The 15263-nt window shown below is 37.0% G+C and carries 18 protein-coding genes and 3 pseudogenes; 20 read left to right on the top strand and 1 reads right to left on the bottom strand.

What is annotated here, in order from left to right; translation table 11 throughout:
- The 18 genes and pseudogenes from ACFSTH_RS09420 to ltrA all read left to right on the top strand — a co-directional run.
- A partial coding sequence (locus tag ACFSTH_RS09420; RefSeq protein ID WP_377793649.1) for an RHS repeat-associated core domain-containing protein occupies positions 1–1035 on the top strand: 1035 nt, incomplete at its 5' end.
- A complete protein-coding gene (locus ACFSTH_RS09415; RefSeq protein ID WP_377774887.1) occupies positions 1032–1508 on the top strand; it encodes a hypothetical protein in 477 nt (158 codons plus the stop codon). The genes ACFSTH_RS09420 and ACFSTH_RS09415, both read left to right, overlap by 4 nt.
- A 532-nt stretch (positions 1509–2040) precedes the next feature.
- On the top strand, positions 2041–2181 hold the full coding sequence (locus tag ACFSTH_RS09410; RefSeq protein ID WP_377774886.1) for a hypothetical protein: 141 nt from the start codon (positions 2041–2043) through the stop codon (positions 2179–2181).
- A 16-nt stretch (positions 2182–2197) separates the two neighbouring features.
- A complete protein-coding gene (gene istA, locus ACFSTH_RS09405; RefSeq protein WP_377774885.1) occupies positions 2198–3529 on the top strand; it encodes an IS21 family transposase in 1332 nt (443 codons plus the stop codon).
- A pseudogene (istB, locus tag ACFSTH_RS09400) lies at positions 3526–4223 on the top strand (IS21-like element helper ATPase IstB). The gene istA and the pseudogene istB overlap by 4 nt, the downstream one beginning before the upstream one ends.
- Positions 4224–4986: 763 nt before the next feature.
- Complete coding sequence (locus tag ACFSTH_RS09395) at positions 4987–5232, top strand: hypothetical protein (protein WP_377774884.1); 246 nt, start codon at positions 4987–4989, stop codon at positions 5230–5232.
- A gap of 27 nt (positions 5233–5259) precedes the next feature.
- A complete protein-coding gene (locus tag ACFSTH_RS09390) occupies positions 5260–5664 on the top strand; it encodes a DUF4279 domain-containing protein (protein WP_377774883.1) in 405 nt (134 codons plus the stop codon).
- A 363-nt stretch (positions 5665–6027) separates the two neighbouring features.
- Positions 6028–6573 carry a hypothetical protein gene (locus ACFSTH_RS09385; RefSeq protein WP_377774882.1) on the top strand — a complete coding sequence of 182 codons (546 nt, stop codon included), beginning with the start codon at positions 6028–6030 and terminating at the stop codon, positions 6571–6573.
- Between the two features lie 268 nt (positions 6574–6841).
- Positions 6842–7081, top strand: coding sequence for a hypothetical protein (locus ACFSTH_RS09380; protein ID WP_377774881.1), 240 nt, complete (start codon positions 6842–6844; stop codon positions 7079–7081).
- A gap of 59 nt (positions 7082–7140) precedes the next feature.
- Entirely contained in the window at positions 7141–7380 is a 240-nt protein-coding gene (locus ACFSTH_RS09375; protein WP_377774880.1) for a hypothetical protein, read from the top strand.
- Positions 7381–7396: 16 nt separating this feature from the next.
- Positions 7397–7765 (top strand): CDI toxin immunity protein, encoded by a 369-nt coding sequence (locus tag ACFSTH_RS09370; protein ID WP_449295465.1) that lies wholly within the window; start codon positions 7397–7399, stop codon positions 7763–7765.
- 695 nt (positions 7766–8460) lie between these two features.
- Positions 8461–8898 carry a hypothetical protein gene (locus tag ACFSTH_RS09365; RefSeq protein ID WP_377774878.1) on the top strand — a complete coding sequence of 146 codons (438 nt, stop codon included), beginning with the start codon at positions 8461–8463 and terminating at the stop codon, positions 8896–8898.
- Positions 8899–9592: 694 nt separating this feature from the next.
- Positions 9593–9973: a PepSY domain-containing protein gene (locus ACFSTH_RS09360; RefSeq protein WP_377774877.1), complete on the top strand. Its 381-nt coding sequence runs from the start codon at positions 9593–9595 to the stop codon at positions 9971–9973.
- 329 nt (positions 9974–10302) lie between these two features.
- The gene (locus tag ACFSTH_RS09355) at positions 10303–10539 is read left to right on the top strand and encodes a hypothetical protein (protein ID WP_377774876.1); all 237 of its coding nucleotides are present in this window, start codon (positions 10303–10305) and stop codon (positions 10537–10539) included.
- Between the two features lie 189 nt (positions 10540–10728).
- Positions 10729–10947 carry a polymorphic toxin-type HINT domain-containing protein gene (locus ACFSTH_RS09350; RefSeq protein ID WP_377774889.1) on the top strand — a complete coding sequence of 73 codons (219 nt, stop codon included), beginning with the start codon at positions 10729–10731 and terminating at the stop codon, positions 10945–10947.
- 6 nt (positions 10948–10953) lie between these two features.
- Positions 10954–11208, top strand: a complete 255-nt coding sequence (locus tag ACFSTH_RS09345) for a toxin C-terminal domain-containing protein (protein ID WP_377774875.1) — start codon at positions 10954–10956, stop codon at positions 11206–11208.
- 1 nt (position 11209) lies between these two features.
- Positions 11210–11728, top strand: coding sequence for a hypothetical protein (locus ACFSTH_RS09340; protein WP_377774874.1), 519 nt, complete (start codon positions 11210–11212; stop codon positions 11726–11728).
- A 449-nt stretch (positions 11729–12177) separates the two neighbouring features.
- Positions 12178–13059 (top strand): annotated as a pseudogene (gene ltrA / locus ACFSTH_RS09335) (group II intron reverse transcriptase/maturase); the annotation flags it as partial.
- 29 nt (positions 13060–13088) lie between these two features.
- On the opposite strand, the pseudogene ACFSTH_RS09330 reads toward ltrA, so the two are convergent.
- Positions 13089–13599: pseudogene (locus tag ACFSTH_RS09330) on the bottom strand (IS21 family transposase); the annotation flags it as partial.
- A gap of 423 nt (positions 13600–14022) precedes the next feature.
- Here ACFSTH_RS09330 and ACFSTH_RS09325 point away from each other — a divergent pair.
- Together ACFSTH_RS09325 and ACFSTH_RS09320 are read left to right on the top strand one after the other, a co-directional pair.
- Entirely contained in the window at positions 14023–14277 is a 255-nt protein-coding gene (locus ACFSTH_RS09325) for a hypothetical protein (RefSeq protein ID WP_377774873.1), read from the top strand.
- Between the two features lie 514 nt (positions 14278–14791).
- The coding region (locus tag ACFSTH_RS09320; RefSeq protein WP_377793647.1) for an RHS repeat domain-containing protein at positions 14792–15263 on the top strand (472 nt) is incomplete at its 3' end.

The raw sequence follows: 15263 nt of genomic DNA, 5'->3' as shown, positions 1-15263 counted from the left end.
ACCATACGTGAAAAAATAAGTTATTTACGTGGAAATAGTCTAGCTATGTTAGAGACAGCGACAGGGGAAAAAGGTTATTATATGGTCAACGGTCATGGTGACGTGACTGGTATTACGGATACTGAAGGCAAGCTAATCAATGAGTACACGTACGATATCTGGGGCAAACCACTGGAGCATTCCGAAACGATAGAGCAATCTTTCCGCTATTCTGGCGAATACTGGGATGAAGAAACGAATCTACAATATTTACGTGCACGTTGGTATGATCCAAGTATTGGACGGTTTATAAATGAGGATACGTATGAAGGGGAATTGAATAATCCGCTTAGTTTGAATCTTTACACGTATGTTGAGAACAATCCACTTAGGTATGTCGATCCAAGTGGGCATGTTAAAAGTGGTGATGTTTATTTACCTTCAAGTTATAATAAACAAATAGATAATTACACAAGATTATGGGAAGAGGCTCAATTAAAGAAAAATTCATTAAAGAAAAATCAATCTAACTATCAAAATGAATTAAATAAGATAACAGCAATGCAAAGAGGATACGAGGCACAAGCAGACCAAATTCGAATTTCTTATTATGTTACACTTGCAAATCCAAGTAGTGGTCAAATTAATGCAGCAGCTGCAGCAGGTTATTATTTTGGGAAAACTGTTGACTTAGGAGCTGGATGGACTTACAGAAAAGACCCGGCAGACACTAGTACAGATACTGAAAAACATATACACGTAAATGGTCCAAATGGAAAACACTGGTCTAAAAATGCGAGTGGTAGTATTCATGATAAGAAAAGTAATAGTCCAGGCTCTCCACCTAATTGGGTACAGAAAGAATTGAAAAAACGTCAGAAATGGGATTGGAAGATAGATTCAGGATATGGTAGTAATGTGGACGATTACCATTTTTTTACAATCCTGATAGTTCTCCATATGGTGGTAACAGTCAACCAACTATACCAGTTGTACCAATCCCTTTTGGACCAAGAATTTTTTATTATTAAACTGATGGGAGTTATACAAATATGAAATATTTTAAATATGAGCTTTGGGAAGCAATGAATTCTGAAGATAGTACTGAAGAGGAAAAAGCATCTGAGCAATGGGAGATTAATGATAAACAATATTTTAATGAGTTTATTCAATTAGAAAGTAAGGTATCTAAGGAACTATTTCAGGTCTTTAAACAAATCAGATTTCATGACTTTGTTCTAAAAAACTATTCTATCACTCAGTATGAGTCAGATGACCCTAAACAAATCGAAGTAACTATTACTGTAAGTGATGATTTCTCAGAAGAATGGGAACTTAAATACAAAGATGTCAGAAAGTTTGCTGTACAGGTACAATATGAATCTAATTATGATATGGGTGATTGGGGATATAGTGAAATATTTGTGGAAGTTGATGGTGTGATATCACATGAAATCTTATTATCAACCGGTACAACTATATTAATTCACTTTACAGATATCACATTGTCAAAAATCAGTAAAAGATAACTTGACCCAAAATATTCTTTTGATACAATTTCAAAAAATAGGTGTTCTAAGCCACATGCGAGTGTAATAACTCCATGTGGTTTCTTTTTGATTCAACGTAGATACTTATTCATGACTCACGAGAATAAACGATCTTACAAATCACTCCCAGAAGGTAAAGTGATACCGCAACCCATTGCAAAATGTCGCAGATGCAACGCTCGGACGTCAAAGTAATACATGTCAGTAAAGGAACAACGACAGGAAAGTGAAAAACCAAGCCACTTATCGGCTTGGTTTTTCACTGTTTTGGGAAGGTTTTGAATATTTCTACTACTAACTTCTTCGTCATTCGTATGTATTGCGCATCTTTAGCTTGTAGAATAGCAAGTAATTCGTCAATAGTTGTTTATGGCAAGATAGAAGTACATAGTTTGGCAGTGCAAAAGTACATAATCTAACGACAAAATAAAGAGCCCTTGTCAGTCATCTTGAAATCTATTAACCTCTTACATGGAACACGCTAATATTTCATGGGGAGGAAACAGAAAGGATGCTAACAATGGCTCAACAAGAGTATATCAAACACTTATGGGAAGAGGAAGACTTTTCGATCAATGGTATTGCCAATCAAATGAACATCAATTGGAGGACGGATAAGAAATATGCCATGAAAGAAAATAAAGAAGCGTAAAACACAGCATCGTGTCTTGGGTCCCTACCTAGATATTATCGATACGTGGCTGAAAGAAGATTTGACAAAGCATAAGAAGCAACGGCATACCCAGACTCGTATTTATGATCGTCTAGTGGAAGAATGTAAATATACTGGTGGAAAACGCACCGTGACGACCTATGTGTCAAAAAAGAAGAAAGAACTAGCACAGCCTGTGGATAAATACATAGATCTACAGCATCCTGGCGGAGAAGCCCAAGTAGATTTTGGAACCGCAAATGTCACACATGAACAAAAGATCATTCAAATCAAGTATGTAGTGATGTCTTTTCCAGACAGTAACGCAGCTTACATCTGGTTTACACCGAGCGAGAACATCGACTGTTTTCTAACAGGCTTACAAGAGCTCATGCAGATTGTAGGGGGTGTGCCTAAGAAGATCTGGTTCGACAATTTATCAGCAGCAGTCGTAAAGATAGAAAGTTACTACGATCGAAAAATGACAGAGAAATTCACAGCATTCGCCCTTCATTACGGCTTTCAATATGAATTTTGTGGGGTAGGCAAGGGGCATGAAAAGGGGAGTGTGGAGAATAAAGTTGGATGCACTCGCCGTAACTGGATGGTGCCAATGCCTACGCTCACCCTATGGGAAGATTTGAACAAACAGATGAAAGCCAAGGCAGAGCAATACATGCAAGAAATACATTACGAAAAGAAACAACCCATTCACATCTTGTTTGAAGAGGAAAAAGCCAAGCTGCTTAGCCTCCCAAGCGAACCCTTTGAAGTCTACCGTCTTGAGGCTGCCGTGCTAGATAAATATGGTCGTGTTCCGTTTGAAGGACAGAAATATCCCATGGCCAAAGGGAGCTTAAATGAAGCTGTCTTGCTCAAAATCTATTGGGACGAGGTCGAAGTTTTAAACCAGGATTATGAGAGACTGGGCACTTTCTCACGTCCCTATTCGTTGAAGGAGCAAGCGATTGACTGGGCAGCAGAATTGACTGTGATCCATAAGAAACCCAAAGCAGTGACCTATGCTTGGATTTACTCACAACTACCCTTATCACTGCAAAACTATGTGTCTATCGCGGAACCCAATAAACGAAAGTTACGTATCGGTTGGTTGGTCAAATGGCTCAGAAGTGGTTATAGCATGGACCATATTTCGGAGGCTGTCGATCGTACTTCTGTCTACCAGCAAGATCAAGAAGGTGTCTTATACCATGCGTTGTACCAGGTCTCACATCCTGTAGCTAGCATGGAAGTATTGACGGAGCATTACACACCAGTAGATGTTAAAGATTATGATCCAGACCTAGAGGCCTATGATCAACTCTCGAAAGGGGTAGGGGTCATATGAGCAGAGTATTGATTCAGGAATGCTGTAAACAACTGCGGCTAGGACATGTCGCCAAGGTCTATCCAACCATAGATGCTGCGTCCAAGGAAGATTTCCTACTCGCCTTATTAAAAAAGCAGGATTTAGTCAGCAGAAGACCTTTCGTGAATACGATGAGCGTTTAGCTGCAACGACGTTCACTGAATCGCTCACGCTAGAGGCATTGAAGGACTTGGTTTTTATGGAGCGAAACGAAAATGTGATGATGCTGGGATCTGTCGGTACGGGAAAATCTCATCTTGCTGTTGCAACAGGATTAGAGGCCTGTAAACAAGGAAAAAATGTCCGATTCTTCCGTGTATCCGATCTTGTATCGCTATTGTTAGAAAAGCATCAAAACGGTACATTAACACGGTTTATGCGGGAGATGAAAAAAGTAGAGTTGCTCATCTTAGACGAGCTTGGATTTATCCCATTTCACAAGGATGGCTCTGAGCTATTGTTTGATCTCATCTCAGAGTGCTATGAAACAGCCAGTGTCATCATTACAACGAATTTAGAGTTTGGGCAATGGAATACTGTTTTTGGGGATAAACGATTAACGGCTGCCATCATTGACCGCCTTGTTCACCATGCTCATATTCTATCTTTTACAGGAGAAAGTTACAGATTGACTCATGCCTTATCTAAGCAAAAACCGCAGGAAGAAAACTAAGAAAAAAGGACTGGCAGGGTTATGTATAAATTGGCTGCCAAACTATGTACTTTAGACTTGCCAAACACAGGTAGACAGGTTATAGAAGATAGGTATTGGTATATAACAAAGAAAGGGAAATGACAGTGAATAAAAAATCTTTATCACTTATATTTGTTGGAACTATAGTGTTGATGATATTTTTAATAGGTGACGTAAAGGGATTTGTCTTTTTTCTTTGTTATCTAGTGATTGTAGCAACAATTCTAAAGTTTGTTCGTAATCAAAAGATAAAGCTGGCGTTACTACTGGTAATTATCGTAATTTTAATTGCAGGTAAGTTCGTAAATTAAATTAATAGTTTATTTCTTATAACCACATGCGAGTGTAACAATTCCATGTGGTTTCTTTTTGCCCAAAAATAAATTAAAGACCAGCCCTTACGACCGGTCTTCCTCCAAAGATGTATGATGTTCATTAATCTTTTCGAGCTCAATTTCATACAAACCAACCAAATCGGATTCTTTGATATTTACGATTAAATGTCCAAGCTGTGGAAATGGTGCTTTAACGCCAGTCTTCATTCATGATTAAGCATGGTTTATAATTTGGAATATGAAATTAACGGGCAACGAAAGGTGGTTGAAGATATTTTAATATGCGAATATGCTAGTATAGGTGCAGAGGAAGGGCGAGGCAAATATCGCAAATAGAAGAAAAAGTTAGCCAGAGGGAATGAGAGGGTAACATTACTTCACGTAAACAAACCAGTTTTGGTGAAATAATGGAAGATGAATTTACGTATGATGAAATGAACCGAATAGCAAGAGCGATCCGATTCAATGAAATCTATAACTTTGATATCAGGGGTAATAAACAAGTTTTAGAATCAGAAAACTTTACAGATATAAGCAATGTACAACAATATGAATACGATGAGTGGGATCGCTTAACTAAAGTCAAGACAGCTGATCAAGGTGTAGTAGAATATCGCTATAAAGGAACTTCAAGAAATTTCCAAATAATTTAAAGGGAAATAGTTAGGAGCGTGAAATATATGAGTCTACTCTCAGGAGCGTGTTCTCTACTAATAAGAGGAGAAGGCTTAGATAAGGAAAGCATAGATAATAACTTAAAAATAACGCATACAGGGTATATCATCAAAGGTCAATCAATAAAACACTCTAAAATTACTGCACCAAAAGACGTTTGGACATATGAGATGAAATTTCAACAAGATGAGAAACCGAGTACGGTACTTAGAAACTTGATAATGAAATTAATTCCAGTTAAAAATTATCTGTATGATGACAAGTTCGAAGATATCTGTATTAGAATGTATTTGCAATCTGAGTGGGCGCAAATGTATTTTGATTTATCTGCAGCTATTATAAAAGTACTTGCTGAATTAAACATAAGATTCGAAGTGTCTATATTATCTTGGGGTGGAGTACAAGAGTAATTTCAAACTTAGACCACATGTGAGTGTAACTTCTTTTATTCTACTACCCCTAAATTTTATGTCTAATTTAGTATAGCCGATCCACATTATCAAAGATTAATAAATCATTAACATTTGCTTCAATAACTAAAGGCATACCTAAACAGATTATGTCTGAAATGGCCGATGGGAAGTATATAAAGCTAGATATGTTTGAAAATGGAAAATACGGGTCAACTACATTAGAGAATGATAGAGGTCGTAGTTCAGGAATAGGAGGTCATGGAGGTAGTTATCATAAATTGAAGATTCGAGGAGAAAGTGGATATTGGTCAGTTACTAAAGAAGGTAAGATAATAAGGAGAAAAAAATGAGGGTAATGTTATGACTTTTAACAAAGCAAATCAAATGGAGATCGAAGCTGTGCTCCATGTATTTTCAAGACTTGATATTGAAAACGAAGAAGATATATCAAAATTTAATGTAGGTATTTTAGATGTATACTCCTATACGCTTTCAGAGGTTGAAGCCAAGGATTTACTAAGCTCATTTGCAGAACACAACTTAAAGTACGAAGATAGATTTATTGACACTATAAGCAGTATTTTTCGAAAAAATGGGGGAATAGTTCTAGTTTACTTGTCACAATGTAATTATGATAGTGATTTGGCACACAAAAAAGGCGTGAAATGTAAATTTTCCAAAGAAAATGAAAACGAATTAATTAAAATTGATAATTTAGCTGATTTAGAAATTATCGCTGAATTATCAACTAGGGAGTTGTTTTTTTCCAACTTTTTCTTCATGAATATTAACACTGCAATAATTGCGAATTATGATTTGAGTTTTCCTGTTTATTGTGATAATCAACAGGATTTTAATTGGCTAACTAATGAAGCAATCAAGAATGGTCTATTTATTAGGAAATAACAACATTCTAAACTTCCATGTGTTTTTTCTTGATAGTTCCCACCCAGTGCCGAATGAATCAGGTGGCTAAGTCTAAACGAACTTAACCTTCATCAGCCCCGTATGATATTCTCCTGATTTGGTTGTACAAACGTAAACAAGTGTTAAATAATATACCCTTTTATAACAATCTCCGAGTGGGAATATTCCACAGTATAAAGGGACAGGGGCATTTCTTACACAAACAAAGCTTGCTGCCCATTGTTTAAAAGTAGGTATAGGCGTATGTATGAAAGAAGCGAAAGCAGGAATTATAGAAGCATCTATGGAGGTTGCAAATTTTTTAGTAGTTGATGACATTAACACTATCGTTGATCCCAAAGCATCAACATTTGACAAGTCCCTGGCATTAGCTGGATTTTTACCAATAAGTAAAGTTATTAAAGGTGGAAAATTAGTAGTAAAGCTCTCGAGTAAAGAAGGAAGAAATATAGAGAGAGCTTTTGAATTTACAAAAGTAGGGAAGTAAAAATACTTAAAAGTACTTTTAAATCTTATGAGCAGGCTAGGAATACTGCATTCGATGTTATGGGAAATTTAGGTGCAGATTCAAAAGCCTATATTAGAAGATTAAAAACAAGTTATGGAAATAATAAGATAATAGGGAGACAATCTGCTGGTGGCAAAGTACGCTGGAGAGTCGATTACGATCCAGACAAAGGTTTTCATATTAATGTGGAGGACTTTAGAAATAGTACAGCAAAGTTTGTATTTAAAATTGAAGGTGGAGAAAAAGCATACAAAGCAATTATTAATTCTTTAAATTAATGAAAGGGTTACGTATATGACACTATATGAGGAATGTATTTTGAAATTGGGTAAACAGGCTTTAATATTATCAGAAGTGGAAACTAATAGGTTGTTTGATAGTTTGCAAGACTGCTTTCCTTTTACGTTTTATGGAAGAATTGATTGGAACAATGTTAAATCTAAACAAAAACTAGGTTTACATGCTGAAAGTACTGTAGATATGAGAGCGTATATACTTTGGGATAATGCATTATTTCCTGCTATTGAATCAAAAATGTCAACTATACTGGAGAATATTAATGATATTAAAAAAGTGAGTTTTGATACTTGGATATATGTGCCCGAAGAATTGGTTATTGAGTATTATCATGAAGGGGAAATAATGATCGGCTATTGTGAATAATGTTTTGCCACAGGGGAGTATAGTGATCCCTCTAAGTTGGAGTTTTATTTATGTAGCTGATTGTCTGGAGTGAGTTCAGTATTTTACTGGATTCACTCCAGACATATTTTGATTAATTAGTTTGTAGTTGTTGTAATATATAATTATTTTGCTAATATTTCACATACTTGAAAATAACTGATTGAATATTTGGATATAAAAAAGATCAGTTTGTTTTGCATAATATTGGGTTTTTAGTAAGACTAGGAGAGGTTGTTGCAATTGTTGTATCTGGCGCAGGGTGGTAAAACTACAGTAGTATGGCAACACTAAATCAAACCATTTTTTAGTGTCTTGCAATCGAGATTGCATAGGCATGAGATAGCTTGAGGTTCCATGAATACGATGATTATAAAACAATGAATATGTAAAAATACGAGCACTTTATGGAACATTAAAATAGGTGCCGACAAAAAATTATCTGATATATTTAACGGTGGTACTGTTACTGCTTATCGAGATCCCAAAACTGGATTATGGTGGGCGAAGGTACAACTGGACATGCAGATTCAACATACTAAGTATTTAAGGAGCGATAGACGGTAAAAAACTTCACTGAGTTGCTGATTCAGACAAATACGGCAATTATATTGATGGCAAATATAAAAGTTCTACTGGTACAGTAATTAAAATTAAGTAGATTTGGGTGTGAAGATATGTCTATCTCAAAAACAGAGGCAATAAAGTTGTTTGAATTAGGATTCAAGAGACCTTTATATGCAGACAGGGTATATCCGCAGGACATTTTTGAATATCATGATTCTATTTGGGTTGTGGGTGGAAGGCTTCTACCATCAGGAACTTTTCTCTGCGAGGAAGAGGTTTTTATGAAAGGAGTATGGATACCAAGTATAATCGATTTAATATCATGGCTTGAGGAAAATGATTGCAAATTTGATCTGTCATATACTGGAACAGGTTATAAACTAAAAGTTAATGATAGCCATGAAATAGAGTACTCCTCTAAAGGGGCAACTCCGGAATTTGCCTTTTACAACGTCATTATTAAGATACTCAAGAAATATGGAGGTAATCCCGTTAATAGAGAATTTGAAGTAATTGAAGCGGAATTTATTGCTAAAGAGGATTTATAAATATTTATATAAATGTACCTTGAGGGCTGAAATCCTCAAGATCTTTTTTTTGCCCAACCCATTGTCGAATGAATCTGGCGACAGTCTATAATAATACTTTACCCTCATTAAACACATATTTTCGTTGACGGGGCAGAATATGAAAAAAAGGAAAGGAACGAGGAATAGCCATTGAAGGGGAACTAACAAGGGTTGAAATCGTGTATAAACCGGATGATAAGATACTTATGGGCAAGCTTGTCCAGTATCCACCTATAAATCGGAAAGTTATTATCTTACAAAGTTTCACACCTATGAAGACGTAGAGAGCTGAGGTATCTTAAGTTAACTATTTTTGTTTTTTACACTGTCCACTTGACAGGGTGCACTTGACTTCAATGAGTTCAGCTGATGCTATTACAAAGGGAAATCATTATGCTGACCAAGTGTATAGTTATATGGAATATATAACTATTTTGTTGAAGTGAAGCAAGGAGATGAAAACATTAAAAAAATAATGATTTATTGTGTGGTAATAATTCTGGGACTGAGTCTTGTATTCTTATTTTGGATAAAACCTATCCTTGAGAGAGAGATAACTGTTAATCAAGTCATACCAGAGGAAGCAAATTCGATTGCAGAACTAATTGAAATCGCTGATACACACATCAGCAAATACTCGAGAGGTAGCTCATATCACATTGGCAGTGTGCTTATGCAACTTAACTTGAAGCACGAAGGACAAGTGTGGATTACTTATGTGAGTGAACGGAAGCGAGGAGTACCAGATGTGTATACAGTACGTTTTGACACAATAGCGAACAGATTAGACGAAATATACAAACCATTCAGGGAGGATAAAAACGACCCAGGAAACTTACATTTTAGCAAATGGAAAATTACAGACGAGGAAGCTTTTCATATTGCACTTAAATCTTTCAATCATGCAGAGGAACGATTTGAATTTGAGAATTATAAGATTTCAACAACTGCGGTAGGAAGACCGTCTTGGATCATTATTTTTTATCATGATAAAAATATGTATCGAGTGCGGATAGATGCTTATTTGGGAGAGGTAATCGATCAGGGAAGTTAATTATTCTTACGAACGTCTCCCTGATGATAGACTTTTCTAGGAAAATAGCACTTTGTACCATATGCGAGTGTAACAACTCCATGTGGTTTTCTTTAGGTAAATATTTTTGCTTAGTTGTAAAATGAAATGCAACAGCTAGATAAATTTAATTGCTTTAAGGACATTTCAATACAATCTAGAGAATCAAGCAGATTCAATTAGAATTTCTTATTATGAAACTCTAACAAATCCAAGTATGGAAGAAATGAATGCAGCTAAACAAGCATGTTATTTGTTTGCTAGAAAGGTTAATTTAGGTGCGGGATGTTCCACATAAGTGAGGTGAGAAAATGAGAATCTTTGACGAAGAAAATAACAAAGTTCTAAGTAAAGTAACGTTACTTCTTAAAGAAAATGAGGCAAGGGAATTATTAGATGATTTAATTTCGTTATTAGAAAACATGAACGAGCATGTCCATATTAATGATTTACTGTATGAGCATGAAATAACGGTAGCAGTATATGATGAAAATGATTTTGAAGAATTCAACGAAAGAATAAAACAGGTTATTAAACTAGACAATTGACTAGTTAAGCCACATGAAAATGAACTGAAACTCCAGTGTTAGATGCTAACAGTTGAGGGAGGTTCACTCCATGTGGCTTTCTTTTGTTGCAAATTTTTCTTGAATAAGGTTGACGTATTGATACGTCGTAACAGTAGCCCTTTGCTTTCGTGCAGCTCGGTTTGAGCGGACAACCGCTACAGTCTTCGCATTCATCCGTTCTGGGTGGAAGGTAAAGGTTGGCTGTTTGCAGATGAACTTCAAGTAGGCGATAAACTCCAGAAAGCTGACGGAAGTAATCTAACGATTGATAAAGTGGAGTTTGTTAAACTAGATGAGCCTGTTACGGTATACAACTTTACGGTAACTGACTTCCATACGTATTATGTAACTGACTTGGGAATTTGGGTGCATAATACTAACTGCTAGTCATCTATGACAGGAAGTACGTTAAAAAATGCAGCTAAACAATATGGATATGAATCGACGAACTATACTTCAAAAAATGGACAGAAGGTGTTCTACAACAAAAAAACTAAAACCTGTATCAGTCAAGATATTGGTAGTGGTAATGGTATGGGGCCGTATAATGGTGGTGTTTGGAAAATAGCAAAATCGCCCGAAGAACTTAATAGCAAAGATGCTAGAATGGGAACGTATGATGCTAACTTAAATCGAATAGGTGATTGATATGCACAAGTACGAAATTACAAAATATAATCCGAGTTTCCGTGATGAAAAAAGAAGATATCTAAAGGATGACTGGACTGCAATTGGTGATATCGGTAAATCATTTGAAGGTGAACTACTAACGATTGACAATTATAAGAAAGTTGAAGACAGCTATATTAAAGTGATAAAACTGTTAATGGAGTATTTGGAAGTTCCTTTCTTGTCAATCGACAACGTCAGACGAAGTTTTTCTTATGAAAGATTTATGGAGATTAGGAAAAAAAATCGTGGACTCTACTCTCAAGAAATACTGGGGATTTATACTGATGCTAAAGATTTGGACAAGCTAGATAAAGAGAAAGTAGATGCTTTTTGCAGATTGCTTTTGCGTGAAGATATTGGTTCCGAGGTTTATTATCCTAGAAGGATGAAAGTTTTTATTGGATACGATTATCTGATGGGAATCCATATTTCAAAACCAATTGAATCGTTAATACCATCAATCGAACAATTAGGCTTATTTGTTGAAAAGCACTAGTTTATTAGGACCTTGGGGGCGACAATCCTCAAGGTCTTCTTCTTAGTGCGCCACGCATGACACGTAACTAGGCGGTGAAAGTCCGCTATGGGGGCTGGCAGTTGCCAACCATTAGTGGGGAGCAAGGGTGTCCACCGTGAGGTGGAATCTGAAGGAAGCTGGCGGCAAAGTCCCGACCCGAGGAACACGAATCACATCAGGCATCCAAAGTGGGATGAGTCTGCTAAACAAGACAAAATCCAATAAACTGCACGGACACGAGGATGTAAATGCGGCGGGTACATGGGATGAAAGTGACGTGTCTTACCGTGGGAGGTCTCACGGACGCATGAAGCGCATGTGCCACATGCGGTTGAAATAAGATTTATCGTGAGAAGTCAGCAGATACCATAGTAGTAACGCAGCCAGGCGGCGTTATGAAGGGTTGAACCTAAGGAGGTGTTTAGTCAATGAAAGTTACCAAAGTCGGGACAAAAGAAAACAGAATACCTTGCTATGGCAAGGGCTACCCGCAAAGAGATAGTGCGGAACACGAAGGGTATGCGGGAGCGCCTACTGACAAGCGGATAACGGAAAACAACAACACCAACACTAGCAGTCGAGGGAAAAGACTTTTAGAGCAAATCTTGAGCGGATCCAATCTTAACGAAGCGTACAAGCAAGTGAAGAGGAACAAAGGTGCACATGGAGTCGATGGGATGGGAGTGGAGCATCTTCTCCCCTATCTTAAAGACCATGGGGATGAACTCGTAAAGCTTGTTCTGGACGGAAAATATCGTCCGAATCCAGTCTGCAGAGTAAAAATACCCAAGGACAATGGAAAAATGCGAACGTTGGGGATACCAACAGCAGTAGACAGAATGTTGCAACAAGCGATAATCCAAGTACTATCACCGATCTTCGAACCTCAATTCGTTGAAACCAGCTATGGCTTCCGACCGAAAAGAAGTGCCCATGATGCGTTAAGGAAGTGTAAGGAATATGCGAATCAAGGCTATACCTACGTCGTTGACATGGACGTAGAGAAATTCTTCGACACCGTGAATCAGTCGAAAATGATCGAGATCCTATCCAGAACGATCAAGGACGGTCGGGTCATATCCCTCATCCACAAATATCTTAGAGCAGGTGCAAGGAACAGAGGGAAATTCGAAGAAACGAAACTTGGACTTGTTCAAGGCGGAAACATTAGTCCTTTATGCAGTAACATCATGCTAAACGAACTCGACCACGAACTGGAACGAAGGGGCATTACGTTTGTCAGATATGCGGATGATATGCTTTTGTTTGCAAAGACGAAAAGGTCAGCGCAAAGAATGCTAGATCGCATCTTGCCGTACATTGAAGATAAACTACGCCTCACGGCAACATGGATCTCTACGTGCTCCCCTTCATCGGTTTCAAAGCGAATACTTTCCTTCCAATCTAGTTGGGCTTGCACGCCTGGTGCCGTCTTGAAACGAATCGTTCCTTGTGGTGATGGAAGACGATGTCCTTGTTGAAGTAGGCTGCAAACGCTGGCTTACGAGCAATGTACGCTCTAAAAGCAGAAGCAGAGCATTCCAACCCATGATTATCCTTCAAATATTGCCATAACACAGCTTATAATAGAAGATTTGCTTGCTATCTTCCGAAAGCAAAGCGGCAATGATCTCGTAATACTCATCGATCTTGGAACCTTTGTCTTTCGTTGTTTTCTTTGTAAATCCATCGAGATACTTTTGGATGGTACGGGAATCTACGTTAAGCTCCCTAGCCAATTGACTTTTATTAATTTTCATGTTGAGATTCTCCATTAACGATTTGAATTTAGGTAAGTCTAGTAAACTACGAATCTCAAATTCCGTTTGAACATCCAACGTCATGTACATGTGCTCATCTCTCCCTTGAGATAAGTATGTAGCATGTCGTCAAAACTGTACATTATTATTCAAGCGTTTCTGTACATATTTAGACTAGCATGTATAGTTGATTATCTAGACAGCGGCTCACACGAGACATACTTTTGGTAAAACTATATTTCTCCATCAGTCGATTGTAATCATATGAAGTGTATTGAAAGCCTCTATCGCTATGGAGAAGCGGCGTCACCTTAGGGTTATTCGTATAAGTTTTTTTTTACTGTATTCATAACTAGTTGATTGTTGTTAGAGTGGCTTAACACTCTTTTCTATAAGTCATCGACAAATGAGTACTTGTCCGTTTCTAGTGAGGAATATATTAAAACATACTTTAAACCAGAAAAGGAAATGAAATATTGGGATAGTCTAAAATAGTTACTAGGAGGTGTAAATATGTATTTATGTCCAGTTTGTGGGTATGACGAGTTAGATGAACTTCCATATGTTAATAATGATGTAACAACTGGTAGTTTTGAAATATGTAGTTGTTGCGGATTCCAATTTGGTGTTGATGATTTAGATAATGGGATAAGTCTTAAAAAATACAGGGATAAGTGGGTCGATGAAGGAGCAAAATGGTATAGCGATTCCTCACCTAAACCGAAAGATTGGAATCTTGAAAAACAATTACTTAATATAATTACTTAATGTCCAAGAGCCACATGCGAGTGTAACAACTCCATGTGGTATTTTTTTTAGCAGTGCCCCCCACCCAGTGCCGAATGAATCATGGGGATAAGTTCAATGTAACAACAGTAAGAGTAGAAAAAGAATTTGTTAAGTTGCAATAAAAATATGGTATCAATGTTTTATTTGAATAATCTGTTAACGTGCCAGTCAACATAAAAAATGTAAGGATACGTTTTAGGCTAGCCGCCTTCCGATATATCAATAGCCATAAAGTGGACACATGATATGAAGGTAGGTAAAGAGATGATAAACAAAAAAGTTAATACTGATTAACTTAATCGCTTATATGATTAATAAAAATATGTGTTATCTGACCATCGAAACTATTGCTCGTAATGTTTGGTATAGTTTCAAGTCTATTGAACGTCATATCGAGGTGATAATAGAGAAAAGGATGATTGTTGTTAGTTAAGATAGAAAAAACAACACATTACGGCAAATATGGCACATTACGTTACCTGGGATCAGAAGTATGATGACTGCTACTGGTTTTGTAATACAAGCACTTTATCAATATGATGAATTTGGTAGAATGATATTATCTGAAAATGCACTTGGACATCAACAAAGTCAACAATTCGACGTCTGGTCGCGTTCTATTTTATCCACAATGGCTAATGGTGCAACGACAACGGTTACCTATGATGATGTCACGACCACGGATGTCATAGGTAACGCAACGACGGAGAAATACGATCGCTTTGGTCAGTTAGTGAGTCTTTATGAATTAGATCATAACAATAATAGAAGCACGGTTTCGCAAATGCAGTATAACAGGATCAATGGTTTATTGGAAAAACAAGTGGATGCCAACGAGCAAGCAACGATCTATGCATATGATGTATTCGGGCAGCTGACATCTGTTAAAAATGCACTAGGAGAAACGACAACTTATCATTACGATCAATTAGGACAACACATTAAAACGACTTATCCTGATGGTA

It is taken from the genome of Paenibacillus yanchengensis (genome assembly GCF_042684845.1).
GTDB classification, from domain to species: Bacteria; Bacillota; Bacilli; order Paenibacillales; family Paenibacillaceae; genus Pristimantibacillus; species Pristimantibacillus yanchengensis.
This window is presented reverse-complemented; position numbering and strand designations above follow the sequence as displayed.

What these genes read in the sequence shown, in the direction of transcription:
- ACFSTH_RS09415 (WP_377774887.1), top strand. Translation starts at nt 1,032, where the DNA reads ATGAAATATTTTAAATATGAGCTTTGGGAAGCAATGAATTCTGAAGAT.
- ACFSTH_RS09410 (WP_377774886.1), top strand. Translation starts at nt 2,041, where the DNA reads ATGCTAACAATGGCTCAACAAGAGTATATCAAACACTTATGGGAAGAG.
- ACFSTH_RS09395 (WP_377774884.1), top strand. Translation starts at nt 4,987, where the DNA reads ATGGAAGATGAATTTACGTATGATGAAATGAACCGAATAGCAAGAGCG.
- ACFSTH_RS09390 (WP_377774883.1), top strand. Translation starts at nt 5,260, where the DNA reads ATGAGTCTACTCTCAGGAGCGTGTTCTCTACTAATAAGAGGAGAAGGC.
- ACFSTH_RS09385 (WP_377774882.1), top strand. Translation starts at nt 6,028, where the DNA reads ATGACTTTTAACAAAGCAAATCAAATGGAGATCGAAGCTGTGCTCCAT.
- ACFSTH_RS09380 (WP_377774881.1), top strand. Translation starts at nt 6,842, where the DNA reads ATGAAAGAAGCGAAAGCAGGAATTATAGAAGCATCTATGGAGGTTGCA.
- ACFSTH_RS09375 (WP_377774880.1), top strand. Translation starts at nt 7,141, where the DNA reads ATGGGAAATTTAGGTGCAGATTCAAAAGCCTATATTAGAAGATTAAAA.
- ACFSTH_RS09370 (WP_449295465.1), top strand. Translation starts at nt 7,397, where the DNA reads ATGACACTATATGAGGAATGTATTTTGAAATTGGGTAAACAGGCTTTA.
- ACFSTH_RS09365 (WP_377774878.1), top strand. Translation starts at nt 8,461, where the DNA reads ATGTCTATCTCAAAAACAGAGGCAATAAAGTTGTTTGAATTAGGATTC.
- ACFSTH_RS09360 (WP_377774877.1), top strand. Translation starts at nt 9,593, where the DNA reads ATGCAACTTAACTTGAAGCACGAAGGACAAGTGTGGATTACTTATGTG.
- ACFSTH_RS09355 (WP_377774876.1), top strand. Translation starts at nt 10,303, where the DNA reads ATGAGAATCTTTGACGAAGAAAATAACAAAGTTCTAAGTAAAGTAACG.
- ACFSTH_RS09345 (WP_377774875.1), top strand. Translation starts at nt 10,954, where the DNA reads ATGACAGGAAGTACGTTAAAAAATGCAGCTAAACAATATGGATATGAA.
- ACFSTH_RS09340 (WP_377774874.1), top strand. Translation starts at nt 11,210, where the DNA reads ATGCACAAGTACGAAATTACAAAATATAATCCGAGTTTCCGTGATGAA.
- ACFSTH_RS09325 (WP_377774873.1), top strand. Translation starts at nt 14,023, where the DNA reads ATGTATTTATGTCCAGTTTGTGGGTATGACGAGTTAGATGAACTTCCA.